Raw genomic sequence first — 25,751 nt, forward strand, 5'->3', positions numbered from 1 at the left:
GGTCAGTGGATGTGGTTAATGTTTCACTAAAGCATCCTTCAGGCAATCGAAAATCTTCTAATTAAGAGCCGAAATGAATTTGAGCAAAATGAAAGTAGGGGCCCGCCTCGCCCTCGGATTTTTCCTGGTACTGGCGTTTCTCGTCATTATCACCATCGTCGGCATCTGGCGCATGGCTCAGATTCAGGACCGCCTGGATCATGTGGTGAGTGTGAATGCTGTGGCTACCCGGCTGGTGGTCGACATGCGTAACAACGTTGAAAACGTCAGCGACCTGAAGATCCTGACGCTGATGTCCGAACCTTCCGACATGGAGCCGGAACTGGCCCGCATCAACAAAGAGCTGAAGGATTACCAGGACGCCGATGCCAAGCTGAGCGCCCTGTACGCCAAGGATGCCACGCCAGAAGAAAAAGCACTGCTGACGCAAGTGAAGGCGCAGGAAGCGCTGGTGTTGCCGGCCGTGAAGAAGGCTTCCGAACTGTGGCTGGCCAACGATGCCCTGGCCGCAACCAAGATCTACCTGAAGGAAATCAAGCCGGCGCAGAAGAAGTGGACCGAAGCACTGGTCCAACTGGCTTCGCTGGAAGACAAGATCAACGAAGAAATGAAAGTGGAAGCCGCTGAAGGCTTCTCGTCGGCACGCCTGTTCATGATCGTGGCAGGCCTGGCCGCCACGGTAGTGTCGATCTTCGCAGCCTGGGTCATCACCCGCGGCCTGCTGAAGCAACTGGGCGGCGAGCCTGACTACACGGCGTCGATCGCTGGCGCCATCGCCAATGGCGACCTGTCGGTGCAGATCGACACCTCGTCCACCGACAAGGATTCGCTGCTGGTCGAAATCAAGGAAATGCGCGACAGCCTGGTGGATATCGTTGGCCAGGTGCGCCAGGGTACCGAAACCATCGGCACCGCTTCGCGCGAAATCGCTGCCGGCAATATCGACCTGTCGTCGCGTACCGAAATGCAGGCTTCGTCGCTGGAGAAGACTGCTTCCGCGATGGAAGAACTGACCTCCACCGTGAAGCAGAATGCCGACAACGCCCGCGAAGCCAACCAGCTGGCAGCATCGGCTTCCGACGTGGCGCTGAAAGGCGGCCAGGTGGTATCGCAAGTGGTCGAGACCATGAGCTCGATCAATGCTTCCGCCAACAAGATCGTCGACATCATCGGCGTGATCGACGGTATCGCCTTCCAGACCAATATCCTGGCGCTGAACGCCGCTGTTGAAGCAGCGCGTGCCGGTGAACAGGGCCGCGGCTTTGCCGTCGTGGCATCGGAAGTGCGCAACCTGGCCCAGCGTTCCGCTGGCGCCGCGAAAGAAATCAAGTCCCTGATCGGCGACTCCGTCGAGAAAGTGGAACGTGGTTCGAAACTGGTCGGCCAGGCTGGCGTGACCATGGATGAAGTGGTTGCTTCCGTGCGCCGCGTCACCGACATCATGAGCGAAATCGCCAGCGCCTCGCAGGAGCAGAGCGCCGGCATCGAGCAGGTGAACCAGTCCATCATCGAGATGGATGCCATGACCCAGCAGAACGCTGCGCTGGTGGAAGAAGCTGCTGCCGCTGCGCAGTCGCTGCAAGACCAGGCCGGCGAGCTGTCGCGCGTGGTGTCGATCTTCAAGCTGGACGCTGAAACCGAATTTGCGCTGACTTCGGCCAAGCCGGCCGTCACCCAGACCGCTGTTGCCGTGGTGCCGAAGGCTCCGGCGAAACGCGCGGCTCCCGCCAAGCCGGGCGAGCGGCATGCCGCGAGCGCGCCAGCACCGAAGAAGGTGGTGGCCGCCACCGCTGGCAGCGATGAATGGGAAGAATTCTAATAATCGGGGACACACCCGCAGTCTTTTATAAATTTTGATTGGGATTTGAAATGAACAAGCGTCTGATTGGCTTTATCGCAGCATCCATCGTTTCCGTTTCCGCATTCGCGGGCGAAACCCCAGCAGTATTCGATGCCAAGAACTGCAAGGCTGAATACCCGAAGGCTTCCCTGATGAACGAGGAACAAGGCCAGGTCACCATGTCCTTCCTGATTTCGGCTTCCGGTGAAGTGATGGATTCCAAGATCGATAAGTCCAGCGGCTTCAAGAACCTGGACAAGGCTGCAGTCAAGGCCATCGCCGCTTGCAAATTCAAGCCAGGCACCAAGGACGGCGCCGTAGCCCAGACCTGGACCAAGGTCGACTACGTCTGGTCCCTGTAATTCATTTCTTTTCTCATTCGGTAGGGGAACATCATGATGACCAAGTTGAGTGTTATCACTGCAGCGCTCGCAATGGGCGCATCGGCCTTCGCGGCTGAAGTGCCAGCATCGTTCGATGCCAAGAATTGCAAGGCTGAGTATCCAAAAGCGTCCCTGATGAATGAAGAGCAGGGCACCGTGAGCATGTCCTTCTTGGTTGCCGCCAACGGCGACGTCAAGGATTCCAAGCTGGACAAGTCATCCGGCTTCAAGAACCTGGACAAGGCTGCAATGAAGGCGCTGAGCGCCTGCAAGTTCAAGCCGGGCACCAAGGACGGCGCGCCGGCCGAGACCTGGACCAAGGTGGACTACGCCTGGAAGCTCGACTGACCGGTGTTCCTGTACAAGAAAACGGCCCCTCGCGGGCCGTTTTTTGTTAATCTGCGGGTATTACGTCTGGGTAGCCCGTATGAAAGTTCTGTTTCTCGTTCCACTAGCCGGCATTTTGCTATCCGGTTGCGCCATGTGGCGCGACCCGAATGACCCGGTGCGCAACAAGCAGTATGTTGTTGTCGTTAATGCCATGACCTGGCCGAATGCGGCGAGCGGCAAGCTGGACGGTACTCGCACCGCCTGGCAGCTCCAGGAATTGAGTAATAACGAGGAAATCTTCCCCCTGGCCCAGCTCAAGCATTGTCCGGATGCCCTGCCTTGCGCCTGGGGTGTGCTGCTCGCCTCGCGCAACGTCACGCGCTACGCCTTCGAGCGCGGCGGCATTACGCTCGACCTGGGGCTGAACGTCGACGTGCACCGCCGCCAGCAAGACCGCCGTCGCAACTTCCATACCTCGATCGCGGTGCCGGCCGACGTGCCGGCCCTGAGCTACCAGCACGTGTTGCAGGAGACTGTATCCCTGCCGTATGGCAAGGTGTACCGGGTCGACATGGATTATGGGATCACTTACCGGCTATGCGCCCAGCGCGTCGATGCGGCGGGCAAGGCGGTCGACCATTGCGACATCCCGTATATTTGAGTTGCCCGCGGTAAGCATTTGTAAAAGCTGCGACATGCGCGCGATTTTTCCCTATAGTTGAATCCTGGGAAGGAGAATGCCATGAAAACCTTTATGATCTTGCCGGTGCTGGCCCTGGGCCTGGCCGGTTGCGCTACCCAACAGCCGGTGCGTTATGCCTCCAGCAATCCATACGAATGGCGGACGGTGTCGGTGACGCCGGTGCCGAACGGTACCGCTGCGCGATCCGGTTCGCAAGTGACCTATTCGAGCGAGCCGGTGTATGTTGAACAGCAGCCTGTGTATGTGGCGCCGCAGCCAGTCTATGTGGCACCTGCGCCTTACTATGCACCAGCGCCAGTGTATGCTTATCCGCCAGTGACGATTGGCTTTGACTTCCTGTTCACCAACCACCATCGCCACGGGTATCGTGGCCGTCGCTGGTAATCAGTGGAAGAAGAGGGGGATGTGCGTCAGCACGTCCGCCGAGCACAGCAGCCAAGTTGCAGAGGCCACCAGGCTAAGCAGCACAGCGCTGCTGGCAAATGGATGGTGGGACATGGGATGCTCCTGCCTAAGATTATGATCTCATCTTAATCAAGTGCAAACAAAAAAGGCATCGGAGAGCTACCGATGCCTTTGTAGGACTATTGCTCGTCCGCTATTTTTTACCCCATAACACGACAGGCGCTTCCGGCGCGGTATCCAGGGCGTTGGACAGGTTCAGCCAGTCGTTCAGGCGGTCCGGCTCCTTCAGCGTAATGCCGGCGCCGTCGATATAGCCAACCTGCTCCAGGAATCGGGCATCCATCTTGGCTTTGGAAACGGTCGGCGCCACGGCGACCATGCGGTCATACGCCTTGCGCGCCTTGTTCTCCCATTTGTGCAGGGAGGATTCGTCAAAGCGGTTGGCTTCGAAGTAGATGGTCAATGAGCCGTCGGGATTGCCGAAGCCGACAATGCCGGCACCCTTGCGGATGGTGGTGGAATTCGCGAGGTCGAACAGGTCGGTCGGAACGAACACGCCGGCGCGCCCGCCAATGGCAGGCAGGCCAACCGGGGTGTCCTTGCTGTAAGTGGATAGTTCTTTCAACTCAGACATGACTTCTTCCATATTCGCAACGTTCTCTGAGTCGATATTCTATCCCCAAAACAAATGCTGTAGCACAACAGATGCCGCCTAAATTTTTGTGTGGTAACGCAAGCGCGATCGATGCGTCGGCCGTAGCAGGATGCGTTCGGGCGCTTCGCGCAGCAGGTCGTGGGCGGTGTCAGGGAGTGCTTCCAGCGCTGGCGGCAGGCAGCCCGCCGCAGCGCTGCCCAGCCAGACCAGGTGCGGCCCATCGCCGCGCACCGGCAATTGCGGGAAGTTGTTGGGCATGTCGAGCGTGACAAGGGTGCCGGCGTCGCGCCAGCCGGCATCGCGCCAGGCCGCGAAGGCCGGCGCTGCCAGTGCGGCAAAGCGCTCCAGCTGGCCGGGCTTCACCGTACAGAGGACCGCCACCGCTTCGCCCTGTGCGCCTTCGGTTTCCAGCACCGGATCGACGGCGGGCATGACGGGCACGCCGCTGCCAGGGCGCAAAGGGCGTAGCAGCAGCACGTTGTCGCTGTCGGTCATCAGCCCGTTCAGCGTGGCTTTGTGCTCCTTCCACACCGGGCCGTAGTAAAACGCGGCGTTGACCGCGGCGCGCTGCTCCCAACTGGTGAAGCCGCGCATCCAGAGGAAGCTGTTCGGGTTGCCGCGCTCGGTGAACTGGCCAAGTGCCAGCGCGCCCAGCTGCTGGAAGGCTTCCGGGAACAGGGTTTCGAAATAGCGTGAGAACGCTGCCTGCCCGCCTTCTACAGTCGTGTAGCGGCGGAATTCAATGACGGGGTAGGTATCCATGCCGCCAGCTTAGGCAGCAATGCGGTCGGAATGCGCCCTATTTTCCAGTTCGAATGTGTTGCCAGGTCGGGCCGTGCGAGCCGATAACGACGGGCAGGTTTGTGAGGCTTTGCAGTTCATCGACGAATGCGTCGGCGTTGGCGATGGGCGTGTCGGCGTAGTTGGGGCTCGCAGCGCGCAGCTGCCCGCACAGCGTTTCCTGGTGAGCCAGGTCGGGCTGGCCGGAGAGGGGGAGGTCGCGGATTTCACGGCCGTGCAGCTGGTAGCTGTGGGCCCAGCGCAGTTCGGCTTCGCCCCGGAACGCGTCGAGGTGGCTGACCAGCAGGCCTTCGATGCGGCCGGCGGCGGCAAGCGCGTAGCGCAGCAGGACGGCGTCTGGATGACCGCGGCGGAAGCTGCCTTGCCAGCCGCTATCGGCGTTATGCGGTTCTGCCAGGGCTTGCAACGCCTGGTCTTCGGTCGGCATGGGACCTTGGCCGTGGCGGGTGAGGTAGCTGCGCATTGCTCCGAAATGCCTGATGCGTTCAGAGACGCCGTAGCCAGCCAGAGCGGCTTCGGCGGCAACGGGGCCGGTGCTGCTCCATGTCGTATGCGGATGGAAGCCATGCCATTCATCGAGCAGCATTCCCTGGGCGCCTTCCATCACAATGCAGCCGGGACGCGCTAGTTGTGCGGCGACCTGTTCGGGCGCGAAGGGCGCTACCTTGGCGATAAGGCGTTGTACGTGTTCGAGCCACAGCAGCCCGAAACCTGGATCATCCAGGATTGCCGCGTCTTGACGGTCCAGCGCCGCCGCGCGGGCGGGCAGCGCAGCGCGCAGGTAGTGGCGCATGGCTTCCAGCTTGTTGCGGACGCGTGAGTGATGCAGCAAGTCGCCATAGCGAATCGCCTGTTCGGGCTGGGCCAGTGCATGGCCCACCGTTTCGCCGAAGCCTACACCACAGCTTCCGTGTGCCGCAGCGCCGCGCGCGCGTTCGCGCAGGCGGCCGGCTGCCTCGTGGTATGGCGTGGTGACGAGGCAGCGGGCATCGATGAGCAGGCGGTCCAGCGCATCGCCGATGCCCGCGCGCTGCAGGTAGTTTTCCTCGACCAGCAACGCGGTCGGATGGACCACGACTGGCGCGGACAAGACGGTCGCAACGCCGGGATTGAACGTGCCGGCGCCGAACTGGGAGAAGGTGTGATGGCGGCCGTCAGGCAAGACTACGTTATGCCCGGCCTGCGCGCCGCCGTTGAAGCGAACTACCGTGTGCGCTGACCTGGCACGGCAAAGGTAATCCGTGAACAAGCCTTTGCCGCAGTCGCCAAAGGCTAGTCCGATGACCGATACAATCCTGCCCTCAACCAAACAGACGCCTCCACCAAGGACGTTCGCCAAGCGCCACGGCCGGCGACGACACCGGAAAGTCATGCGCCGTGCCCTTATCCAGCAGGGCTGCATACGGGCGCAAGGCGCGGACGATAGCGGACACGCGGCCGCCGTCAATGCCTTCGCCGGACAGAACGCCTGGCAAGGAGTCCAGCTTCGGCAACGCGCCTTCGGTCAGGGCCACGATGGAGGCGGCAACTGCGCAGGCATCTTGCGGCGCTTCCATGCAGATCACATGGTCGCCCAGCAGCTCGCGCCAGCGCGCTTCGCATCGCTGGCGGCGCTGCAGGTCGGGAATCAGGAAGAACAAGTGGAAAGTCTCGGAAGCGGCTGCGATCACCTCTTCGATCGGCAAGTCCTGGTCAAGGCGGTCGCCGACCAGTGCTTCGACCTGGTGGCGCGACACCGCAGGGTAGGGCAGTTCATCGCCGGTCAGGAACAAGTAGCCTTTCTTGCGGCGCTTGGCCCAGCAATCGAGGTCGGTGTGCTGGGCCGCCATGTAGAAGGCCAGTTCATAGCTCTCCTCGCCCGAGCCGCCCCCGCCGCCTTCGATATAGCTCCAGGTCAGCCACTGGTCCATCAATTCCGCGGTCGATTCGAACTGGCCGACCTGCAGAGGCGCATGGTCGGATACCGCATCGCCGATTGCCATGAACTGGATTTGCGGGTCCGGGACGCCGCAAGCCATCAGTAAGCGCATGAAGGTCGGCAGCTCTTTCGTCGCCAGCTGCTGCGGGATGTCGCCCATCGAACCGGTGACGTCGAGCGCGAACACAATGCCCAGCGAATTCGGATGATCGGGATTATCGCGCGACTCGCGCATCTTGATGCCCTTGGGGTTCATCAGGGGATGGCAGGCCCGTTGCTGGAATACTTCGGTGCGCGACGCGGATGCGCGATCGGCGACCAGGGCAGCGTGGGCTGCGAAGGAGTAGTTACCGTGTCCCAATTTGGCTCCTTTGGATACGTTTAGGGTGTTGGGTGAAAATGCAGGAAGCGCGGCGGGCCGAAAGCGGCTGCCGCTGCGCTGGTGACTTCGTAGTGCAAGCCTGCTGCGCCTTGCGCCCGCAACCATCTGGCGTCGGAACAGGCGCGCTGCAGCAGCTGCGCCAATGGCGCCGGTACCGACGCTGGCAAGGCTGGCGCGTCGTCTCCAGCACGCTGGCCGGCGAGAAGGGCGCGCATGCTCCACGCCGACTGCACCAAGTCGCGCGACTGGTCGCCAGCCCGCTTCGCGCCTGACCAGCCGATCATGAACACGCCATGGTCGGCAGGGTGCACCAGCATATGTTCCAGGCTCACCGCGCCGTGGCTCCAGCCGATGCTGTGCACGTGCGCCAGCGCTTCAAGTACGCGGCGCCACATCCAGACCACATGGCGCGCATCAAGACCGGTTCCATTAAGCCGGTGGACTTCGGCCAGGCTGCCCCAATAGCCCGGTGGATGGCGCAGTACGTGTACCGTGCCGCCATTGCCGTCCGGGCCCAGTGCGACCGACTCGGGCAGGCGCTGCGAGAAATATGCGGAGCCCGGCGAGGTGTCCGCCTGCAGTTGGCGCAGGATGTCGCGCTCGCGCCCCAGCTTGACCGCGTCGGCGTATTTCAGCACCACGTGTTCGCCCAGCCGCCCGCAGCGCCGAGCCAGCATGACGCGCGAGCTGGCGCCTATATATAAGTGGCGGATGGTGCGGTAGCGCCGTTCGCCGCAGCGGACATCCTGGCCGGCCGGGTCGTTCTGGAAGCGATGGAGCGCTTCGTGATAGCGCGCCACGTCGACGATGGAATCGGAGCGGGTGACGGTGGCGTCGCAATACGGGCAGGCGACGGTGCGCCAGATCGCCTGGCGCGGGAGTATGCCGCCACACTGGGGGCAATTCAAAGACTGGAAGTCCACGCGATTCCTGGCAAGTTGTCTGAAATTAATTATATTTCAGAAATGCTAAATCACAACCTGGGACCCATGCAGGGACGGTGGTGTCACTCGCTGCGCTTTGCAATTGCGCCATTAATCAAGCCGGAAACTTGGGCCTGCGATACTGCGTGGCCGCCAGCTGCAGCCTTCGCAATCCACATCAATCCGATATATTCATCCTTGAGAACACCTGTGCCCTCAACATAAGACCGGCCCATCCAGTGCATAGCGCTCACATCGCCCTGCTTGATCGCGAGTTCAAGCCAGTACAACGCCTCCTTGTGCTTCTCTAAGCCACGAAACAATAGGGCCAGATCGCACTGCGCCAGCGGGTGTCCTGCGTCTGCTTCCAGTACAAGTTGCAAGTCCTCGGCGGTGAGCGTTACTGACAGGTGTGGAAGTATCGAATCGAGCACAACTGTCGATATTTCGTTTACTTTCACGTGTTCGGCACCCCGTTCCACCGAACCATCAGCAAATCTGCGCCAAAAAGTGCGCTTGCTCCAGCCCGTCAACGTGATTGCGGTGCTAATTTTGATTTGTTGATTCATTCCTCATCTTTAGTCAGGTTTGCCAGCGAACGTTGCAGACGAAACTCAGGATATCATGGCACACCAAATGGCCGTGCCAAGCTCTAATGATACGCTGGTTGCCACATGTTGGCACGGCATTTGCCTGCGCCACAGGCGTCGGATACCAGAAGTATTGCCAAAAAATGACCAAAACATCGCCTAAACTCCCCTGGCACGCTCATTGCTTGATATGCGGTGTGCAGCAAAAACTTTGAGCCAAAGTGGCTCTCAACACTCAATAGGAGAGAATATGAAATTCGCACAATATAAGAAGCAAGCGCAACAAGGTTTCACCCTGATCGAACTGATGATCGTTGTGGCAATCATCGGTATCCTGGCGGCTGTAGCACTGCCAGCATACCAGGACTACACCGTTCGCTCCCGCGTATCGGAAGCCATTGTTGCTGCAGATGCCGCTAAGATTACCGTCGCCGACAACGCTTCCAACGGCACTCCGTTTGCCACCGGCCTGAATCCAGGTGTCGCAACGCAAAACATTGCAACTCCACCTGCCATCACCGCAGCAACCGGCGTTATTACCGTCGTGACTACTACTCGTGCAGGCGATCTGACGATCAAAATGACCCCGTTTGACGGCGCTGTCGGTACCGCCCTGGTTGCAGGCACTCCTCCAGCCAACCAAATCGTGTGGGCTTGCAGCGTCGATTCGGCTCCTAAATTTAAATACGTGCCAGCAAACTGCCGCCAAGCTGCTGCTACTGCTCTGCTGTAATCAGCGAAACATCGGTCTATGAGGATTTATTATCCTCTACCCAGATGACTAAAAATGCCCGCTTTTCGCGGGCATTTTTCATGGGGGCGTCGAGCATGGACGGCATATGGACGCCTCCCTTTTGCAAGGCATTTTTTGCAATTTAATACAAGGACCGTGTCGATCAGCGCCGTCTGCTGCCCTTCCGTCTTGATCGCCACCGCCTTGGCACCGTGGCGGGGCAGCGCCAGCTAGAGTGTGCTGGCACTTTTGATGCCGTTGGCACCAGAGGAATCGTCTTCCTCTTTCTTTCACTTCCTGTCGCGTATCGTATTTTCGGCATCCAATGGCGAATCTGCGCCAAAACGTTCATTCTTCATCTGTAGTTGCCAGCAAACATTTCTCTCGAATAGCGAAGAGGTGGCTGAGGTAGTAAGCCACTATGGCACACCTGAATGCTGTGTCAAAACCCTTGTCATCAGCTGGCTGTCGTGCAGGATGCGAATAATGGCACACTACTTACGTGCGCCATTTGCTCGAGACATGAAATTATTGCCAAAGAATGGCAAAAACACCATCATGTTGCCTTGGCACGATTATTGTATAGTATGCAAGCGCAGCAATACTTTGAGCCAGTTTGGCTCTTAACACTCAACAGGAAAGAAAATGAAATTCGCGCAGTATAAAAAGCAAGCACAGCAAGGTTTTACCCTGATCGAACTGATGATCGTTGTGGCAATCATTGGTATCCTGGCGGCTGTAGCACTGCCAGCATACCAGGACTACACCGTTCGCTCCCGCGTATCGGAAGCCATTGTTGCTGCAGATGCCGCTAAGATTACCGTCGCCGACAACGCTTCCAACGGCACTCCGTTTGCCACCGGCCTGAATCCAGGTGTCGCAACGCAAAACATTGCAACTCCACCTGTCGTCACCACAGCAACCGGCGTTATTACCGTCGTGACTACTACTCGCGCAGGTGATCTGACGATCAAAATGACCCCGTTTGATGGTGCTGTCGGTACTGCGCTGGTTGCAGGTACTCCTCCAGCCAACCAAATCGTGTGGGCCTGCAGCGTGAGTGCGGCCGCAAAATTTAAGTACGTGCCAGCAAACTGCCGCCAAGCTGCTGCTACTGCTCTGCTGTAATTGGCAAAGCATTTCAGCAGGCTTTGCCGGTCGGGCTGTCAAATTCAATATTTTCTGGCCCGACCACAAAAAATGCTCGCTTTTTGCGGGCATTTTATTTATGCCCTCAACAGTGCAGGCTCTGCGCTCTGTGCTGACGGCGCCCCCTGATGAGATCTGTGTGGCCTGCTAGATGATCCGGGGATACCTGATATGTGTCTCCGCAGCCCAATGATCAGTTTGAAGCTTGGCCTGGTGGCAAACATGGCACAACCCAGGACCATGCCAACGCCCATGACACGCCGGTTGTCGTGCCACGCCAAATTGGTGGCATAGCATTTACCTGCGCCACTGAACTCCAAATGCCTGAATCTCGCCAAAAAATGGCAGAAACATTGTCCATTTGTCTTGGTACGCTGATTGCTCGATATGCCGTGTGCAGTAAGACTTTTGGGCCAGTGTGGCTCTTGACCCCTCAACAGGAGACAATCATGAAATTCGCACAGTATAAAAAGCAAGCACAGCAAGGTTTTACTCTGATCGAACTGATGATCGTCGTGGCGATCATTGGTATCCTGGCGGCTGTAGCACTGCCTGCATACCAGGACTACACCGTTCGTTCCCGCGTGTCAGAAGCAATCGTTGCCGCTGATGCGGCTAAAGTTACCGTAGCGGACAACGCTGCTAACGGTACTGCATTCGCGACCGGTTTCAACGCCGGCCAAACCACTCAGAATATTGCAACTGTACCTGCCATCGACGCTAACGGCGTTATCACCGTCGTGACCACCGCCCGCGCAGGTTCTGTTACGATTAAGATGACCCCGTTTGACGGTGCAGTTGGCACCGCGCTGACCGCGGGTACGCCTCCAGCTAACCAGATCGTGTGGGCTTGCAGCGTGAACTCGGCGGACGTATTTAAATACGTACCGGCAAACTGCCGCCAAACCACTGCTGCCGCACTGCTTTAATTAACCAGGCATTCCGGCCAGGTTTCCCAGTCGGGCTGTCAGATTTGTTATCCTTTGGTCCGTTAAAAAAATGCCCGCTTCTTGCGGGCATTTTTTATGCGCCCGGGCCCTGGCACGCTCATTGCTCAATATTTTGTGTGAAGTGAAACTTCGAGTGCTCTCGTTTTTAATACTCAGCCGGAAAAATATGAAATTCGCACAATACAGAAAGCAAGTACAGCAGGGTTTTACCTTGATCGAACTGATGATCGTCGTGGCGATCATCGGTATTCTGGCGGCACTCGCCTTGCCCGCATATCAAGACTACGCCGTTCGTTCTCGGGTGACGGAAGCAATTGCTGCTGCTGACGCCGCTAAAATTGCCGTATCCGACAACGCTGCCAATGGCACTCCGTTTGCGACGCCTCTTAATGTAGGTCAAGCGACGCAGAACATTGTACTTGTACTTGCCGTCAACGCTGCCGGCGTGATTACTGTCAAGACGACCGCAAAAGCCGGTGATTTGACGATCACCTTGACTCCATTTGATGGCGCAGGCGCCAATGGTGCTGTTGGGACCCCGCTAACCCAAGGCACTATTCCAACCCACCAACTGACCTGGGCTTGTAGCGTGGATTCGGCAGATAAATTCAAATACGTACCGGCAAACTGCCGCCAAACTACTGCTGCCGCTCTTCTGTAATCTCAGAATAATTTCGATTCCAACCAAATGCCCGCTTTTGCGGGCATTTTTTTGTACGATCGCGACGCCAAAGCATAAGATGGATTTCGGCTTACACTCGATGGTCCGGCATGCATTCGTTCTGTCAGCTGATTCCGCTCGAACTGGGCGAGGGCTGCAAACATGGACGAAGCGTAAAGCGGATGGACGAAAAAAAAGGTTCATCGCGGATTAGCGGGATGACCATGCTGTAAACGCAAGAGAGCAGTAAGGAAGAGTTATTGTGTTTGTGCGACCAAACCCTTTAACCAACCCACTGCTCTCATGCCAAATCATAGTCTCAGCCTCCCTTTCTGGGAAGGCTTTCGCATTTCATCTCTGGAAATTGCTGGTAGCCGGCTTCGTTTGCGGTTAATTGCCGATCCAGGCTCGCCCCTGATCTGCTCAAATTGCGGTGCCCGTGCATCAGTGATCCATGAAACCGTCTGGCGGACGGTGCGCGATCTACCGATGGCTGGCATGGCTGTATTTCTGAGCGTTGCCGTCAATCGGTTGCGCTGCCCCGGTTGTTGTCGATGCTGCACCCAGCACATTAGTTGGCTCGATCGGCATTCACGCGTGTCGCGGCGCTTGGCGCAGTTCGTTGCGCACTGGAGTGAGAAACTACCGATTGCTCACGTTTGCGAACTCACTGGGCTTCATTGGGGAACCGTCCGTCAGATACACCGCTTGGATCTGGAGCGTAGGGTGGCGGCCTTGCCGCCACCCCAGCCGACAAGGCTGGTCATGGATGAATTCGCGCTGTTCAAAGGGCATCGTTACGCGACAGTGGTGCTGGATGCAGACACTCGGCGCGTAATTTGGGTCTGTGAGGGGCGTAGTAGAGAAGCGATCCGGCCATTCTTTGCCTGGCTTGGCCCTGAACGCTGTCGGCGCATTCGAGCGGTGGCGATGGATATGAATACCGCATTTGACCTCGAGGTGAAACATCACTGTCGAAGAGCCAGGGTTGTCTATGACCTGTTCCACGTCATCGCTAAATATGGCCGCGAGGTCATTGATCGGGTGCGGGTCGATGAAGCGAATCGGCTGCGCGACGATAAGGCCGGTCGCCAGTATGTAAAGCGTGCACGGTGGCTGCTACTACGCAACGTCGATAATGTGCCGTCAGACCAGAGGCCGAAACTCACTGAGCTTCTGACGGCGAACCAGGCGCTGATGACAGTCTATGTAATGAAGGCGAGCTTGAAGGAACTCTGGACACCAACTGATCCCTGGCGCTGGCGATCGGCTTGGCGCATCTGGCAAGCCATGGCTAAAAGCAGCGCCATCGAACCGCTGATCCGCTTCGCCAGAAGGCTAAGCCTCTACTGGAAGGGCATTTTGGCCCGCATGCGCTGGCCTATGCATACCGGCCAGCTCGAGGGTATTAACAACAAGATCAAGGTTATGAAACGGATGGCATATGGTTACCGCGACTCTGACTTCTTCTTCCTGAAGATCAAAGCCGCGTTTCCCGGGAATCCGTGAAGAACCAAAAAAAAGCCGCTAAGGCGGCTATTTTTGTCACTCGCTGGAAGATTCCAACTTTGTGTTTTCAACCAAGTAAATTGGGGTGGCTGATGGGGCTCGAACCCACGACAACAGGAATCACAATCCTGGACTCTACCAACTGAGCTACAGCCACCACTGAAAACTGCTTTCTATCGCACCGTAGCGCGACAGAGCCGAGATTATATAGGGACTCCGATAATCTGGCAAATATATTTCAAACGATCACGGAAGCGACCTGAGGGTGCAGTCCGAGCAGGCTGGCAAACTGCTGCTGCAGCGCCTCTGCGTTGCCGCTGGTGTAGCCATGCAGGTGGGCTGGCGTGCCTCCTGGACGCAGCAGGCCGGCGCCTTCCAGCAGGCGTGCCAGTTGGCGGGCTACGGCGTCGCCGGTGTCGATCAGCGTGACCGTCGTGGCGTCGCCGCGTGCCGCAACGAGCTGCGCGATGGCGTCCCGCACGAACGGGTAGTGCGTGCAGCCGAGGACCAGCGTATCGGCGCCTTGCTCCAGCAGCGGTTCCACATAGCCCTTCAGCATGGCTGCTGTTTCGTCCCCGGTCAAATCGCCCTGTTCGATGCGTTCTACCAGTCCGACGCAGGGCTGCAGCAGGAAGCGGGTGCCGTTTGAGCCGGAGATCTGTTCGCGCAACGCCAGGAACTTCTCGCCGCGCAGTGTGCTTGCCGTTGCCAGGACTGCGACCGTGCCGTTGCGGGTGGCGGCGGCGCCAGGCTTCAGGCCCGGTTCCACGCCAACCACGGGCAGAGAAGGATAGGCGGCGCGGACAGCCTTGATGGCGGCCACGGTGGCGGTATTGCAGGCCACCACCAGCGCCTTGGCGCCCTTATCGAGCAGGAAAGCCGTCACCGCAATTGCGCGCTGCACCAGCCATTCGTCCGTCTTGGCGCCGTAGGGGGCAAAGGCGGAGTCGGCGAAGTACAGCACGTGCTCGTGCGGCAGCTGCGCATGGATATGGCGCAGCACGGAGAGCCCTCCGACGCCGGAGTCAAAGACGCCGATCGGCGCGTCGGCGGAGGAGGGGATTGGATGGACCATTTATGCTGGCTGCGCCGCTTTCAGGGACTCGATCTTCACCTGCCACTCTTTCGGGCCGGTGTTGTGCACGGAAGTGCCCGTGGAGTCGACGGCCACGGTGACAGGCATGTCGACCACGTCGAATTCATAGATCGCTTCCATGCCCAGGTCTTCGAAGCCGACAACCTTGGCGCCCTTGATCGCCTTCGATACCAGGTATGCCGCGCCGCCGACAGCCATCAGGTATGCCGACTTGTGCGTCTGGATCGATTCGATCGCAGTTGGGCCGCGTTCAGCCTTGCCGACCATGGAGATCAGGCCGGTCTTTTCCAGCATCATGTCGGTGAACTTGTCCATGCGGGTTGCGGTGGTCGGGCCGGCTGGGCCAACGACTTCTTCACGCACCGGATCGACCGGGCCGACGTAATAGATCACGCGGTTGGTGAAGTCCACCGGCAGCTGCTCGCCCTTGGCCAGCATGTCCTGGATGCGCTTGTGGGCGGCATCGCGGCCCGTCAGCATCTTTCCGTTCAGAAGCAGGGTCTGGCCCGGCTTCCAGGACGCCACTTCTTCCTTGGTCAGGGTGTTCAGGTCGACGCGCTTGGACTTCTCGGTGTCGGCAGCCCAGGTGACATCAGGCCAATCGGACAGCTTAGGCGGCTCGATGTAGGCCGGCCCGGAACCATCCAGCACGAAGTGCGCGTGGCGGGTAGCCGCGCAGTTCGGGATCATGGCGACCGGCTTGGAGGCAGCGTGGGTCGGGTACATATTGATCTTCACGTCCAGCACGGTGGTCAGGCCGCCCAGGCCTTGTGCGCCGATGCCCAGGGCATTGATCTTGTCGCACAGTTCGATACGCAGTTCTTCCAGCTTGTTCTGCGGGCCGCGCTTTTTCAGCTCGAACATGTCGATGTCTTCCATCAGCGACTCTTTGGCCAGCAGCATGGCTTTTTCGGCGGAGCCGCCGATACCGATGCCCAGCATGCCTGGCGGGCACCAGCCGGCGCCCATCAGCGGCACGGTCTTCAGCACCCAGTCAACCAGCGAGTCGGAAGGGTTCAGCATGACGAACTTGGTCTTGTTCTCGGAGCCGCCGCCTTTGGCCGCAACGGCTACTTCCACGGTGTTGCCTTCCACCAGTTCCATATGGACCACGGCCGGGGTGTTGTCCTTGGTGTTCTTGCGCTCGAAGTGCGGGTCGGCCACGATGGACGCGCGCAGCTTGTTGTCGGAGAAGTTGTACGCGCGGCGCACGCCTTCATTGACGGCGTCGGTCACTGTGCCCTTGAAGCCTTCAAAGCGCACGCCCATGCCGATCTTCAGGAAGACGTTCACCATGCCGGTATCCTGGCAGATCGGACGCTTGCCTTCCGCGCACATGCGGGAGTTGGTCAGGATCTGGGCGATCGCATCTTTCGCGGCCGGGCTTTGTTCGGCTTCGTACGCGCGCGCCAGGTGCTGGATGTAATCGGCAGGGTGGTAGTAGCTGATGTACTGCAGCGCGGCGGCGACAGATTCGATCAGGTCGTCTTGCTTGATGATGGTCATGATTGGCTCGTTGGCTAATTAGTGGTGCTTGGAATCGTTGTGCGTCAGGGTGGTGATGCGATCGGTGTACGCAATCGCCATTGCGGACAGCAGGAATGCGATATGGATCACGGTTTGCGCGATCAGGACCTTGGGCTCGTAGTCTTTCGCGTTGATGAAGGTCTTCAGCAGGTGGATCGAGGAGATGCCGATGATCGCCATCGCCAGCTTGGTCTTCAGCACCGAGGCGTTCACGTGCGACAGCCATTCCGGCTGGTCCGGGTGGTCTTCCAGGTGCATGCGCGAGACGAAAGTTTCGTAGCCGCCCACGATCACCATGATCAGCAGGTTGGAGATCATGACCACGTCGATCAGGCCCAGCACCACCAGCATGATCACGGTTTCGGTTAGCTTGGTGGGAGCGCCTTCAGCCCCGTGGAAGGTCACGGCGATAATGTGTTCCAGCGAATGGGCGTCGCCCAGCGCCGCGCCGATCAGGTCCTTCAGTTCGACCCAGAAATGGAACACATAGACGCACTGCGCCAGGATCAGGCCCAGGTACAGCGGCAGCTGTAACCAGCGGGACATGAAGATAAAGGCGGGGATAGGGCTAAGGCGTTTGCCGTTGGAGTTCTGAGGTTCGGTCATCTGGGGATATTGGTGGAGCGTATGAAAAACACCCGATATTCTACACTCGCAATGGTGGCGTGGTAGCGGGGCGGCTGTGCTACATTGCCGTTTTGTCTAATTTGCCTGAAGATTATGAAGCTCGATTGGGTGCAGGGCCTGCGCGGGTTCGCCGTGCTGCTGGTGGTCCTGACACATGGCCGCTTTTTCCTGGACGATACGCCGAATGAAGGATTGGCCACCGCGCTGTTTTTGCCAGGGGCGATGGGCGTCGACCTGTTTTTCCTGCTTAGCGGCTTTATTATGGTCTATACCACCCAAGGCGCAGGCGGCCCGCGCGATGCGGCGCTGTTCGCGGCCAAGCGTTTTGCGCGCATCTGGCCGGCCTATGTGGTGGTGACGCTCGCCTGGATCTTCATCAAGCGCGATGGCATGTGGTTCTTCCTGGATGCGGAACGCCTGCAGGCACTGTTCCAGTCATTGACCTTGCGCCCGGTGACGGCGCAGGATGCACCGTTCTTTGGCCTGGTGTTCCCGCTGGCGTGGACGCTGGCGTTCGAGATGTACTTTTACCTGGTGTTTGGCGCCAGCTTGCTCGCAGGGCGCTTGCGCTGGCTGGTGCTAACAAGCTGGATGGCGCTGACGCTGATCCTGCTGCCCTTGGCGGCAGGCGGGCCGACGCTGGACGTGCGCCAGTACCTGGTGTTCGACACTCCTTACCTGCACCTGGTGACCAACCCGATCATCTGGGAATTCGTGGCTGGCATGGGGATCGGCTTGCTTTACCTGAACCCTGGCATCCGCTTCCCCAGCGCGGCGCAGGCCTGGCAAGGCGTGGCTTGCAGCACAGGCTTCGTGCTCTGGTGGGGCTGGTCTGGCGTGGGCGGCTTCCACGGGCCGGCAGGTTGGGGTTGGCCGCTGGCGCTGATGCTGCTGGCGCTGGCCATCGCCAGCAAAACGGTCACGTTGCGCACGCCCGGCTGGCTGCAATGGGTCGGCAACGTTTCCTACTCGATGTACCTCACTCATTTTCTAGGCCAAGTGGTCTTGACCCGCTGGCTGGACCAGCACAACCTGCACACGCGAAGCTGGAATGAGGTCTATCTCGCGCTGTTGCTGGCGATACCGCTTGCTTCGGCTTCGCACTGGTTGCTGGAGCGGCAGCTGGGCGGATGGGTGCGGCGCAAACTGGTATTGCTGGTCGACCGTGCGCTGCCCGCGGCGCCTGTACCAGAGGGGCAGGATGTGATTAAAATGGCAAAAGTAGCGCCTTGAAAAATGTAAGGGCGCAGTAAGCGACAAGCTCTATTGTTGCAAGCAAACCATCACTAACCGGAGACAAGCATGACCAACCAGGGCGCAGACCAACAGGGACCAATGGAATCGCGTATTTTCGCGCCGCCAGCGGCTTTCGTCGAAAAGGCAGCCGTATCAGGCATGGAGGCATACAAGGCGCTGTGCGACGAAGCGGAGCGCGACTACGAAGGCTTCTGGGCGCGCCTGGCGCGCGAGCACCTGGAATGGCAAACGCCGTTTACCCGTACGCTCAACGAAGACAATGCCCCGTTCTACAAGTGGTTCGAAGACGGCAAGCTGAATGTCTCCTACAACTGCCTGGACCGCAATATCAGGAACGGCCTGGGCGACAAGACCGCGATCATCTTCGAAGCCGACGACGGCCAGGTGACCCGCGTCAGCTACCAGCAACTTCACGACAAGACCTGCAAGATCGCCAACGGCCTGAAAGCGCGCGGCATCAAGAAGGGCGATCGCGTCGTGATCTACATGTCGATGTCGGTCGAAGGCGTGGCTGCGATGCAGGCCTGCGCCCGTATCGGCGCTACGCACTCCGTGGTGTTCGGTGGTTTCTCCGCCAAGTCGCTGCAAGAGCGCATCATCGACGCCGGCGCCGTGGCCGTGCTGACCTGCGATGAGCAACTGCGCGGCGGTAAGCAGCTGCCGCTGAAAGCCATCGTGGACGAGGCGCTGGCCATGGGTGGCTGCGACACGATCAAGAATGTGGTGGTGTACAAGCGCACCGGTGGCAATATCGCCTGGACCGAAGGCCGCGACATCTGGTTGCACGACCTGGTCGAGGGCCAGGCCGCGACCTGCGAACCTGAATGGGTGGAAGCGGAGCATCCACTGTTCATCCTGTACACCTCCGGCTCGACCGGCACCCCGAAAGGCGTGCAGCACTCGACCGGCGGCTACCTGCTGTGGGCAGCGCTGACCATGAAGTGGTCCTTCGACATCAAGCCGGAAGACGTGTACTGGTGCACCGCCGACATCGGCTGGGTCACCGGCCATACCTATATCGCCTACGGCCCGACCGCCGTCGGCGCGACCCAGGTTGTCTTCGAAGGCATCCCGACCTTCCCGCACGCTGGCCGCTTCTGGGAAACCATCGCCAAGCACAAGGTCAACATCTTCTATACCGCACCGACCGCGATCCGCTCGCTGATCAAGGCCTCCGACGTGGACCCGAAAGTCCATCCAAAGAACTTCGACATCTCCTCGCTGCGCCTGCTGGGCACCGTTGGTGAGCCGATCAATCCGGAAGCCTGGATGTGGTACTACAAAAACGTCGGCGGCGAGAAGTGCCCGATCGTCGACACCTTCTGGCAGACCGAAACCGGCGGCCACATGATCACTCCGCTGCCAGGCGCCACCCCGATGGTTCCGGGCTCGTGCACCTTGCCTCTGCCAGGCATCATGGCCGCGATCGTGGACGAAGCAGGGCACGACGTACCGAACGGCAGTGGCGGCATCCTGGTCGTCAAGCGCCCATGGCCATCGATGATCCGCACCATCTGGGGCAACCCGGACCGCTTCAAGGCCGGGTACTTCCCAGAGGAGCTGGGCGGCAAATACTACCTGGCGGGCGACGGCGCAATCCGCAACGCCGAAACCGGCTACTTCACCATCACCGGCCGTATCGACGACGTGCTGAACGTGTCGGGCCACCGCATGGGCACGATGGAAATCGAATCGGCGCTGGTCGCCAACCCGCTGGTCGCCGAAGCCGCCGTGGTCGGCAAGCCGGACGAAACCACCGGCGAATCGATCTGCGCCTTCGTGGTGTTGAAGCGCGCCCGCCCGACCGGCGACGAAGCAAAGCAGATCGCCACCGAGCTGCGTAACTGGGTAGGCAAGGAGATCGGCCCGATCGCCAAGCCAAAAGAGATCCGCTTCGGCGACAACCTGCCGAAGACCCGCTCCGGCAAGATCATGCGCCGCCTGCTGCGCGTCCTGGCCAAAGGCGAAACCATCACCCAGGACGTCAGCACCCTGGAAAACCCAGCCATCCTCGAGCAGCTGAAAGAAACCTCCTAAGCCTGAATAGGCGGCGTCAGACCCAATGGGCCTGACGCCGGTTTACCGGTTTCAGGAGAAAACCTTTGCACTCTCCAGAAACGCTGCTATAATTCGGGCCTCTCGCGATCTGCGTGAGAATGCAGGAGAGATGGATGAGTGGTTTAAGTCGCACGCCTGGAAAGCGTGTATAGGTTCATAGCCTATCGGGGGTTCGAATCCCCCTCTCTCCGCCAAGAATACAAGCCCTTGTTGATCAAGGGCTTTTTGCATTCTGGGGAAACAGAAAGGCCACACAAGGTGAGTGCGGTCCATTATACTGTTCGAACGTACAGTGCTATCGCGACGCTTGTCGCTAAATAAAATAGACCCAGCTGGCAATCTGATGAGAAAAGCGCTTCACATACAACCGGATCTCGAAGCCGTTCTATCGCCGCCGGCTGCAGAATCAAAGTCTTCTTCCATCATCCCTGCCAGGGCGCTTGAGTACCCCGAACTTCGATATATGGGTTCGAAGACTCGACTGTTGCCATGGATATTCGAGACGCTCGACAAGCTGGACTTTGAAAGCGCGCTTGATCCCTTTTCCGGCACGGGTTGCGTTTCGTATTTGATGAAAGCGATGGGACGCCGGGTCGTTGCATCGGATTTTTTGAATTTCACGAGCACGGTCGCCCGTGCTACCGTGGAGAACAATCGCACACACCTTGATGAGCGCGCCCTTCAAGGCTTATTGCGCGGGGCTTCAGCAAAGCGCAAGTTCATCGAGCAGACTTTCAGCGGTGTGTTCTATACGCCGGAAGACTTGCGCTTTCTGGATCGCGTTTCGGGAAATATTCGCAAATTGACCGATCCGCACCAGCAAGCGATTGCTTATGCGGCCCTGATTCGTTCATGTTTGAAGCGACAGCCGCGCGGAGTATTCACGATTTCCGGTGACTTGTCCCGCTACGACGATGGCCGCCGTGATTTACGCCTTTCCGTTGAAGAGCACTTCCTTGAACAGGTTGAGGTATACAACACGACCGTGTTTGACAATGGCCGGCGCAACCTGGCATTACGGTCAGATCTGTTTGAGCTTCCTCGTCGTAAAGTGGATCTGGTTTATCTGGACCCACCATATGTCCCTCGTTCCGATGACAATTGCTACGTCAAGCGGTATCACTTCCTCGAGGGCCTGTCATGTTATTGGGAGGGGATGCCGGTGGATGCCTCGACCAAAGTCAAGAAAATCGCGAAGAAGTTCACGCCGTTCAGTTACCGGCGTACGGCCGTCGAGGCCTTTGATCAAATGTTCTCCAAGTTTAAGAGCAGTAAGATCGTGCTCTCGTACAGTTCAAACGGTTTTCCCGATTTGGAGCAGCTGGAAACACTGATGCGCAAATACAAGGATCATGTTCAGGTGTTTGAGAAGCCACACCGTTACCATTTCGGTACTCATCGCAGTGTCGCTAGGTCTTCAGTCATTGAGTATTTGCTGGTGGGTCAATAATGGCAACGGCCGACCAGACCATTGACGATATCGTTGGAAGCCTTAGCGCGCTTGATGTCGACTGGATGGATGACACAGCCAGAAATGCCATTGCCCGTCTGGTCGCGCTGGAGACGAAGGTGCAATACGAACGCGCCGATATTGCAGCCCTTCTTGATGAGAATTTCGAAGAAGGGATCTTATGCGCGCGGCTGTTTCTGGCTTTATCCAAGGACAGCATGGAGTCGGAACTGAAGCGGGAGCTTGGCCCCGGCGGGATCGGCGTAAAGCGCTATAAGCATGATCGCGATGCTTTCATAGACGCGTTGGTACGGCTGCAGTTGCCTGATGCGCTCGCTGCAGCAATCAATCACCAGCCTGTGTGGAGCGATATTCTGGTGGAGCGACTGCGGTCGGGGCGGGGCTCTGCTATTTCCGGTCAGAAGCGCGGCAGAGGACTGGAAGATCTGGTCGAAGCAATGGTGCGCGAGGTGTTTGGTGACCAGTATGAAACGCGGTGTACGTTTACTGGCGCTGAAGGCAGGACCGCCAAATGCGACTTTGCCATACCGGACCGGCATAGGCCGAAGATCGTGATCGAAGTCAAAGGCTATGGCGCAACCGGTTCCAAGATGAGCGACATCATTGGCGACCTTGACGCGATCATCAATGCCATGCGCCGCGATACCACTTTGCTGTTCTTTACAGATGGGACGACATGGAAGTCCCGCCTATCTGATCTCAAGAAGATTATCCAGCGTCAGAACGAAGGTGAGATTGCGCGCATCTATACAACCTCCATGAGCGGCGACTTCGTCGAGGAGCTGAAGCGCTTGAGGATGATTATGGACAGCCAAGCTCAATAACGGAACGGATTCCCGGTCGTTGTAGTGCAGGTGAGCCGTCCGCAGGGGCTTTAGATTGGCCGCCTGCCGGACGGCCTTTTCTTTTGTAACGACTTACACCAGATTGATGGTCACATCGATATTCCCGCGTGACATTTTCGAGTACGGGCAAATCTGGTGCGCAGTCTCGATCAGTTCCTGCGCTACGTCGCGGGCCAGGCCAGGCAAGCTCACGTTAAGGCGTGCCTGCAGCTGGAAGCCGCCCTCATTGGTGCCCAGGTCAACTTCGGCGTTGACAGCCGTATCGGCTGGCAGCAGCACGCGTTTATCCTTGGCCGCGCGTCCCATGGCGCCGATGAAGCAGGCCGACCAGCCGGCCGCGAAGAGCTGTTCCGGATTGGTGCCCGGGCCGTTGGAGCCTGGCGGCGAAAGTTTGATGTCGAGGCGGCAGTCGTCGCTGCGTGCGGCGCCATCGCGGCCGCCGGTGGTGCGGGTCTTGCCGGTGTAGAGAACGTTCTCAATCTTGTTCATGGTGTGTGTTCCTTTCGGGTGGTTGGGGAGGGAATCAGAAATGGTCGACTGCGATCACGGCATCGGCGAAGGCGCGCGGTGCTTCTTGCGGCAGGTTGTGGCCTACGCCGCCCGAGATCAGCTGGTGCTTGTATTTGCCGGTGAACCGCTTCGCGTAGCTCGCCGGATCGGGATGCGGTGCGCCGTTGGCGTCGCCTTCCATGGTGATGGTCGGCACGGTGATGGCAGGGAAGGTCGCCAGCCGCGCTTCCAGTGCTTCGTATTGCGCTTCGCCCTGTGCCAGGCCGAGGCGCCAGCGGTAGTTGTGGACCGTGATCGCAGCGTGGTCTGGATTTTCCAGAGCGGCGGCGCTGCGGTCGAACGTCTTGTCATCGAAGCGCCATTGCGGTGATGCGGTCTGCCAGATCAACTTGGCGAAGTCGCGATGGTTCTTTTCGTAGCCGATGCGGCCGCGCTCCGTGGCGAAATAGAACTGGTACCACCATTGCTGTTCTGCGCTTGGGGGGAGGGGATTCTTGCCGGCTTCCTGGCTGCCGATCAAATAGCCGCTGACCGAGACCAGCCCTTTCACACGCTGCGGCCACAGGGCGGCGACGATGTCGGCGGTACGTGCGCCCCAGTCGTAGCCGGCCAGGATGGCTTTGTCGATTTTCAATGCATCCATCAGCGCCACCGTATCGGCGGCCAGCGCGGCAGGTTCGCCATTGCGTACGGCATTCGGATCGCGGAAACGCGTCGTGCCATAACCGCGCAGGTGCGGAACGATCACGCGGTAGCCTGCTTTTGTCAGCATCGGGACTACATCGACGTAGCTGTGAATGTCATAAGGCCAGCCGTGCAGCAGGACCACGACCGGGCCGTTGGCCGGCCCTTCGTCCACGTAGCCGACATTCAGCGGACCGGCGTCGATCTGCTTGATGGTCTGGAAGGTAGCGAGTTCCGTTTGGGCTGCTTGCGACTGGCCGGCAAAGGCAAACACGAAGGCTGCTGCGAGGATCAATTTTTTCATTTGCTTCTCCGATTTAGTTATTGCGATAATAATTTGCGAGATAACTATATCCCGGTCTGTGCAGCTTTTCAAGTACGATAATCATTATTTCGATAATTAATTTAAACGAGGATGTCAAATGAGCAATAGGGCCAGGCTCGGCGACTTCATGTGCTTTGCCATTTATTCAACCAATCTGGCGTATTCGCGCGTGTACAAGCCCGTGCTGGAGGAGCTTGGGCTGACCTATCCGCAGTACGTCACCATCATCTGCCTGTGGGAAGAGGACAAGCAGACCGTCAAGGGCTTGAGCGAGAAGCTGTTCCTCGAGCCAAGCACGATGACGCCGATGCTGAAGCGCCTCGAGGCGATGGGCTACGTAACGCGGGAACGTGATAGTGAGGACGAACGCAGTGTGCGCGTATCGTTGACCGAGGCTGGGCGCCAGCTGCGGGAGAAAGCCTTCGACTACCGCGAGACGACAGCAAAGGCGGCCGGACTGTCGCCAGAGGAGTTTTGTGTGCTGCAAAAAGCGATCGTCAATTTGCGCACAAACCTCATGAATGCAGCCGGCCCTTAAGCCTGGATCATTGCAGGCCGGAGTGCTGGCGGGTTACCGCCAGGCGTTCTGATTCCGACAGGCTTTGACGCAGCTGGAAGATATGCTCGGCGTCGGCACCGGCCAGATACATCACCAGGGCTGCTTCATCGGTCGCGGCCTTGAAGATCACGTCCGCGATCGAGGCGGCGGAGGAGTATCCTGCTCGCCGCGCGCTGATCGCTGCCATCGATTTGGCGAGCGTGTCGCTATAGGCGTTTTCGTTGCCGTCGAAGGTTTGCGCCAGCGAACGGCCCGCGAAGTCGGTCGCCACGCCGCCCGGCGCAACGAATTTGGCGCGGATGCCAAGCGGGGCAAGCTCGAACGACAGCGATTCGGTGAAGCCAACCACTGCATATTTGGTGGCGTGGTACAGCGAGAAGAAGGGCAGGGTGACCAGGCCGCCCACCGAGGCAACGTTGATGATGGTGCCGCTGCCCTGTTTGCGCATGGTCGGCAGCACTTCACGCGTGGTGGCGAAAATGCCGTCGACGTTGGTGGCGAACTGTCGGCGGATCTGTTCGTCGGTCGCAGTTTCGAAAGGGCCGAACAGGCCGTAGCCGGCGTTGTTGACGAGTGCATCGATCCGGCCGAACTGTGCCAGTGTTGCTGCGATGGCGGATTTGATCGAGGTGGCATCGGTCACGTCAAGCGGCAATATCACTACATTCGGCTGCGCCGCAAGCTCGACGCCCTGGGCAGGATTGCGCATGGTGGCGGCTACGCGCCAGCCGCGCTGGGCGAAAAGTTGTGCAGCTGCCAGTCCAATGCCGGACGAGGCGCCGGTGATCAGGACGACAGGGTTGGATTGAATCGACATTTCATGCTCCTTTGGCGAAAAAAAATTCGGTTATGGTTCAAAA

27 protein-coding genes and 2 tRNA genes are annotated in these 25,751 nt (G+C 58.9%); 16 read left to right on the forward strand and 13 right to left on the reverse strand.

Going from position 1 to position 25,751, the window contains the following annotated elements; genetic code table 11:
* Positions 1-73: 73 nt before the first annotated feature.
* From ACN9MZ_RS08470 to ACN9MZ_RS08490, 5 genes are all read left to right on the forward strand, one after another.
* Positions 74-1,819: a methyl-accepting chemotaxis protein gene (locus ACN9MZ_RS08470; RefSeq protein WP_426341745.1), complete on the forward strand. Its 1,746-nt coding sequence runs from the start codon at positions 74-76 to the stop codon at positions 1,817-1,819.
* 50 nt (positions 1,820-1,869) lie between these two features.
* Positions 1,870-2,202, forward strand: coding sequence for an energy transducer TonB (locus ACN9MZ_RS08475; RefSeq protein ID WP_426341746.1), 333 nt, complete (start codon positions 1,870-1,872; stop codon positions 2,200-2,202).
* Between the two features lie 36 nt (positions 2,203-2,238).
* Positions 2,239-2,571 (forward strand): energy transducer TonB, encoded by a 333-nt coding sequence (locus ACN9MZ_RS08480; RefSeq protein WP_426172157.1) that lies wholly within the window; start codon positions 2,239-2,241, stop codon positions 2,569-2,571.
* Positions 2,572-2,650: 79 nt separating this feature from the next.
* Positions 2,651-3,214, forward strand: coding sequence for a hypothetical protein (locus ACN9MZ_RS08485; protein WP_426341747.1), 564 nt, complete (start codon positions 2,651-2,653; stop codon positions 3,212-3,214).
* A gap of 81 nt (positions 3,215-3,295) precedes the next feature.
* Complete coding sequence (locus ACN9MZ_RS08490; RefSeq protein ID WP_426341748.1) at positions 3,296-3,640, forward strand: hypothetical protein; 345 nt, start codon at positions 3,296-3,298, stop codon at positions 3,638-3,640.
* 214 nt (positions 3,641-3,854) lie between these two features.
* Here ACN9MZ_RS08490 and ACN9MZ_RS08495 read toward each other — a convergent pair whose 3' ends face one another.
* From ACN9MZ_RS08495 to ACN9MZ_RS08520, 6 genes are all read right to left on the reverse strand, one after another.
* Complete coding sequence (locus tag ACN9MZ_RS08495; RefSeq protein ID WP_426169913.1) at positions 3,855-4,295, reverse strand: hypothetical protein; 441 nt, start codon at positions 4,293-4,295, stop codon at positions 3,855-3,857.
* 78 nt (positions 4,296-4,373) lie between these two features.
* Positions 4,374-5,078, reverse strand: a complete 705-nt coding sequence (locus ACN9MZ_RS08500) for an NIPSNAP family protein (RefSeq protein ID WP_426341749.1) — start codon at positions 5,076-5,078, stop codon at positions 4,374-4,376.
* A gap of 37 nt (positions 5,079-5,115) precedes the next feature.
* Positions 5,116-6,489 carry an adenylosuccinate synthetase gene (locus ACN9MZ_RS08505; protein WP_426341750.1) on the reverse strand — a complete coding sequence of 458 codons (1,374 nt, stop codon included), beginning with the start codon at positions 6,487-6,489 and terminating at the stop codon, positions 5,116-5,118.
* Positions 6,419-7,396 (reverse strand): VWA domain-containing protein, encoded by a 978-nt coding sequence (locus ACN9MZ_RS08510; protein ID WP_426169922.1) that lies wholly within the window; start codon positions 7,394-7,396, stop codon positions 6,419-6,421. The genes ACN9MZ_RS08505 and ACN9MZ_RS08510 overlap by 71 nt, the downstream gene beginning before the upstream one ends.
* Before the next feature lie 20 nt (positions 7,397-7,416).
* Positions 7,417-8,340: a protein kinase family protein gene (locus tag ACN9MZ_RS08515; RefSeq protein ID WP_426341751.1), complete on the reverse strand. Its 924-nt coding sequence runs from the start codon at positions 8,338-8,340 to the stop codon at positions 7,417-7,419.
* Positions 8,341-8,423: 83 nt separating this feature from the next.
* Positions 8,424-8,909, reverse strand: a complete 486-nt coding sequence (locus ACN9MZ_RS08520) for a tetratricopeptide repeat protein (RefSeq protein ID WP_426169928.1) — start codon at positions 8,907-8,909, stop codon at positions 8,424-8,426.
* 271 nt (positions 8,910-9,180) lie between these two features.
* Between ACN9MZ_RS08520 and ACN9MZ_RS08525 the strand changes: the two genes are divergently transcribed.
* The 5 genes from ACN9MZ_RS08525 to ACN9MZ_RS08545 all read left to right on the forward strand — a co-directional run bounded on the left by ACN9MZ_RS08525 (position 9,181) and on the right by ACN9MZ_RS08545 (position 13,932).
* Entirely contained in the window at positions 9,181-9,663 is a 483-nt protein-coding gene (locus ACN9MZ_RS08525; RefSeq protein WP_426169931.1) for a pilin, read from the forward strand.
* A gap of 645 nt (positions 9,664-10,308) precedes the next feature.
* A complete protein-coding gene (locus ACN9MZ_RS08530) occupies positions 10,309-10,791 on the forward strand; it encodes a pilin (RefSeq protein ID WP_426169933.1) in 483 nt (160 codons plus the stop codon).
* A 470-nt stretch (positions 10,792-11,261) separates the two neighbouring features.
* The gene (locus ACN9MZ_RS08535; protein ID WP_426169936.1) at positions 11,262-11,741 is read left to right on the forward strand and encodes a pilin; all 480 of its coding nucleotides are present in this window, start codon (positions 11,262-11,264) and stop codon (positions 11,739-11,741) included.
* A 187-nt stretch (positions 11,742-11,928) separates the two neighbouring features.
* Positions 11,929-12,423 (forward strand): pilin, encoded by a 495-nt coding sequence (locus ACN9MZ_RS08540; RefSeq protein WP_426169938.1) that lies wholly within the window; start codon positions 11,929-11,931, stop codon positions 12,421-12,423.
* A gap of 303 nt (positions 12,424-12,726) precedes the next feature.
* A complete protein-coding gene (locus ACN9MZ_RS08545; protein WP_426340241.1) occupies positions 12,727-13,932 on the forward strand; it encodes an ISL3 family transposase in 1,206 nt (401 codons plus the stop codon).
* 81 nt (positions 13,933-14,013) lie between these two features.
* Here the strand turns inward: ACN9MZ_RS08545 and ACN9MZ_RS08550 are convergent.
* From ACN9MZ_RS08550 to ACN9MZ_RS08565, 4 genes are all read right to left on the reverse strand, one after another.
* Positions 14,014-14,089, reverse strand: a tRNA-His gene (locus ACN9MZ_RS08550).
* Positions 14,090-14,170: 81 nt separating this feature from the next.
* On the reverse strand, positions 14,171-15,007 hold the full coding sequence (murI, locus tag ACN9MZ_RS08555) for a glutamate racemase (protein WP_426341752.1): 837 nt from the start codon (positions 15,005-15,007) through the stop codon (positions 14,171-14,173).
* On the reverse strand, positions 15,008-16,534 hold the full coding sequence (locus tag ACN9MZ_RS08560; RefSeq protein WP_426341753.1) for a fumarate hydratase: 1,527 nt from the start codon (positions 16,532-16,534) through the stop codon (positions 15,008-15,010).
* An 18-nt stretch (positions 16,535-16,552) separates the two neighbouring features.
* Positions 16,553-17,161 carry a TIGR00645 family protein gene (locus ACN9MZ_RS08565; RefSeq protein WP_426169946.1) on the reverse strand — a complete coding sequence of 203 codons (609 nt, stop codon included), beginning with the start codon at positions 17,159-17,161 and terminating at the stop codon, positions 16,553-16,555.
* 114 nt (positions 17,162-17,275) lie between these two features.
* Between ACN9MZ_RS08565 and ACN9MZ_RS08570 the strand changes: the two genes are divergently transcribed.
* From ACN9MZ_RS08570 to ACN9MZ_RS08590, 5 genes are all read left to right on the forward strand, one after another.
* Positions 17,276-18,415 carry an acyltransferase family protein gene (locus ACN9MZ_RS08570; RefSeq protein WP_426341754.1) on the forward strand — a complete coding sequence of 380 codons (1,140 nt, stop codon included), beginning with the start codon at positions 17,276-17,278 and terminating at the stop codon, positions 18,413-18,415.
* Between the two features lie 102 nt (positions 18,416-18,517).
* Entirely contained in the window at positions 18,518-20,476 is a 1,959-nt protein-coding gene (gene acs / locus ACN9MZ_RS08575) for an acetate--CoA ligase (protein WP_426341755.1), read from the forward strand.
* Between the two features lie 124 nt (positions 20,477-20,600).
* Positions 20,601-20,691: transfer RNA gene (locus ACN9MZ_RS08580), tRNA-Ser, on the forward strand.
* 149 nt (positions 20,692-20,840) lie between these two features.
* Entirely contained in the window at positions 20,841-21,947 is a 1,107-nt protein-coding gene (locus ACN9MZ_RS08585) for a DNA adenine methylase (RefSeq protein ID WP_426341756.1), read from the forward strand.
* Positions 21,947-22,792 (forward strand): DpnII family type II restriction endonuclease, encoded by an 846-nt coding sequence (locus tag ACN9MZ_RS08590; RefSeq protein WP_426341757.1) that lies wholly within the window; start codon positions 21,947-21,949, stop codon positions 22,790-22,792. Before ACN9MZ_RS08585 ends, ACN9MZ_RS08590 begins: the two co-directional genes overlap by 1 nt.
* Positions 22,793-22,885: 93 nt before the next feature.
* Here the strand turns inward: ACN9MZ_RS08590 and ACN9MZ_RS08595 are convergent, their stop codons facing one another.
* Together ACN9MZ_RS08595 and ACN9MZ_RS08600 are read right to left on the reverse strand one after the other, a co-directional pair.
* A complete protein-coding gene (locus ACN9MZ_RS08595; protein ID WP_426341758.1) occupies positions 22,886-23,302 on the reverse strand; it encodes an organic hydroperoxide resistance protein in 417 nt (138 codons plus the stop codon).
* 34 nt (positions 23,303-23,336) lie between these two features.
* Positions 23,337-24,311, reverse strand: coding sequence for an alpha/beta fold hydrolase (locus ACN9MZ_RS08600; RefSeq protein ID WP_426341759.1), 975 nt, complete (start codon positions 24,309-24,311; stop codon positions 23,337-23,339).
* A gap of 118 nt (positions 24,312-24,429) precedes the next feature.
* Here ACN9MZ_RS08600 and ACN9MZ_RS08605 point away from each other — a divergent pair, with 118 nt between their 5' ends.
* Positions 24,430-24,870, forward strand: a complete 441-nt coding sequence (locus ACN9MZ_RS08605; RefSeq protein ID WP_426341760.1) for a MarR family winged helix-turn-helix transcriptional regulator — start codon at positions 24,430-24,432, stop codon at positions 24,868-24,870.
* Between the two features lie 7 nt (positions 24,871-24,877).
* Here ACN9MZ_RS08605 and ACN9MZ_RS08610 read toward each other — a convergent pair whose 3' ends face one another.
* The gene (locus tag ACN9MZ_RS08610) at positions 24,878-25,708 is read right to left on the reverse strand and encodes an SDR family oxidoreductase (protein ID WP_426341761.1); all 831 of its coding nucleotides are present in this window, start codon (positions 25,706-25,708) and stop codon (positions 24,878-24,880) included.
* Between the last annotated feature and the right edge of the window lie 43 nt (positions 25,709-25,751).

The organism is Pseudoduganella sp. S-14 (assembly GCF_049913285.1).
GTDB lineage: Bacteria > Pseudomonadota > Gammaproteobacteria > Burkholderiales > Burkholderiaceae_D > Rugamonas.

What these genes read in the sequence shown, in the direction of transcription:
- ACN9MZ_RS08525 (WP_426169931.1), top strand. Translation starts at nt 9,181, where the DNA reads ATGAAATTCGCACAATATAAGAAGCAAGCGCAACAAGGTTTCACCCTG.
- acs (WP_426341755.1), top strand. Translation starts at nt 18,518, where the DNA reads ATGGAATCGCGTATTTTCGCGCCGCCAGCGGCTTTCGTCGAAAAGGCA.
- ACN9MZ_RS08470 (WP_426341745.1), top strand. Translation starts at nt 74, where the DNA reads ATGAATTTGAGCAAAATGAAAGTAGGGGCCCGCCTCGCCCTCGGATTT.
- ACN9MZ_RS08495 (WP_426169913.1), bottom strand. Translation starts at nt 4,295, where the DNA reads ATGTCTGAGTTGAAAGAACTATCCACTTACAGCAAGGACACCCCGGTT.
- ACN9MZ_RS08480 (WP_426172157.1), top strand. Translation starts at nt 2,239, where the DNA reads ATGACCAAGTTGAGTGTTATCACTGCAGCGCTCGCAATGGGCGCATCG.
- ACN9MZ_RS08545 (WP_426340241.1), top strand. Translation starts at nt 12,727, where the DNA reads ATGCCAAATCATAGTCTCAGCCTCCCTTTCTGGGAAGGCTTTCGCATT.
- ACN9MZ_RS08485 (WP_426341747.1), top strand. Translation starts at nt 2,651, where the DNA reads ATGAAAGTTCTGTTTCTCGTTCCACTAGCCGGCATTTTGCTATCCGGT.
- ACN9MZ_RS08605 (WP_426341760.1), top strand. Translation starts at nt 24,430, where the DNA reads ATGAGCAATAGGGCCAGGCTCGGCGACTTCATGTGCTTTGCCATTTAT.
- ACN9MZ_RS08535 (WP_426169936.1), top strand. Translation starts at nt 11,262, where the DNA reads ATGAAATTCGCACAGTATAAAAAGCAAGCACAGCAAGGTTTTACTCTG.
- ACN9MZ_RS08590 (WP_426341757.1), top strand. Translation starts at nt 21,947, where the DNA reads ATGGCAACGGCCGACCAGACCATTGACGATATCGTTGGAAGCCTTAGC.
- ACN9MZ_RS08595 (WP_426341758.1), bottom strand. Translation starts at nt 23,302, where the DNA reads ATGAACAAGATTGAGAACGTTCTCTACACCGGCAAGACCCGCACCACC.
- ACN9MZ_RS08610 (WP_426341761.1), bottom strand. Translation starts at nt 25,708, where the DNA reads ATGTCGATTCAATCCAACCCTGTCGTCCTGATCACCGGCGCCTCGTCC.
- ACN9MZ_RS08520 (WP_426169928.1), bottom strand. Translation starts at nt 8,909, where the DNA reads ATGAATCAACAAATCAAAATTAGCACCGCAATCACGTTGACGGGCTGG.
- ACN9MZ_RS08560 (WP_426341753.1), bottom strand. Translation starts at nt 16,534, where the DNA reads ATGACCATCATCAAGCAAGACGACCTGATCGAATCTGTCGCCGCCGCG.
- ACN9MZ_RS08600 (WP_426341759.1), bottom strand. Translation starts at nt 24,311, where the DNA reads ATGAAAAAATTGATCCTCGCAGCAGCCTTCGTGTTTGCCTTTGCCGGC.
- ACN9MZ_RS08570 (WP_426341754.1), top strand. Translation starts at nt 17,276, where the DNA reads ATGAAGCTCGATTGGGTGCAGGGCCTGCGCGGGTTCGCCGTGCTGCTG.
- ACN9MZ_RS08530 (WP_426169933.1), top strand. Translation starts at nt 10,309, where the DNA reads ATGAAATTCGCGCAGTATAAAAAGCAAGCACAGCAAGGTTTTACCCTG.
- ACN9MZ_RS08585 (WP_426341756.1), top strand. Translation starts at nt 20,841, where the DNA reads ATGAGAAAAGCGCTTCACATACAACCGGATCTCGAAGCCGTTCTATCG.
- ACN9MZ_RS08565 (WP_426169946.1), bottom strand. Translation starts at nt 17,161, where the DNA reads ATGACCGAACCTCAGAACTCCAACGGCAAACGCCTTAGCCCTATCCCC.
- ACN9MZ_RS08475 (WP_426341746.1), top strand. Translation starts at nt 1,870, where the DNA reads ATGAACAAGCGTCTGATTGGCTTTATCGCAGCATCCATCGTTTCCGTT.
- ACN9MZ_RS08500 (WP_426341749.1), bottom strand. Translation starts at nt 5,078, where the DNA reads ATGGATACCTACCCCGTCATTGAATTCCGCCGCTACACGACTGTAGAA.
- ACN9MZ_RS08490 (WP_426341748.1), top strand. Translation starts at nt 3,296, where the DNA reads ATGAAAACCTTTATGATCTTGCCGGTGCTGGCCCTGGGCCTGGCCGGT.
- ACN9MZ_RS08540 (WP_426169938.1), top strand. Translation starts at nt 11,929, where the DNA reads ATGAAATTCGCACAATACAGAAAGCAAGTACAGCAGGGTTTTACCTTG.
- murI (WP_426341752.1), bottom strand. Translation starts at nt 15,007, where the DNA reads ATGGTCCATCCAATCCCCTCCTCCGCCGACGCGCCGATCGGCGTCTTT.
- ACN9MZ_RS08505 (WP_426341750.1), bottom strand. Translation starts at nt 6,489, where the DNA reads ATGACTTTCCGGTGTCGTCGCCGGCCGTGGCGCTTGGCGAACGTCCTT.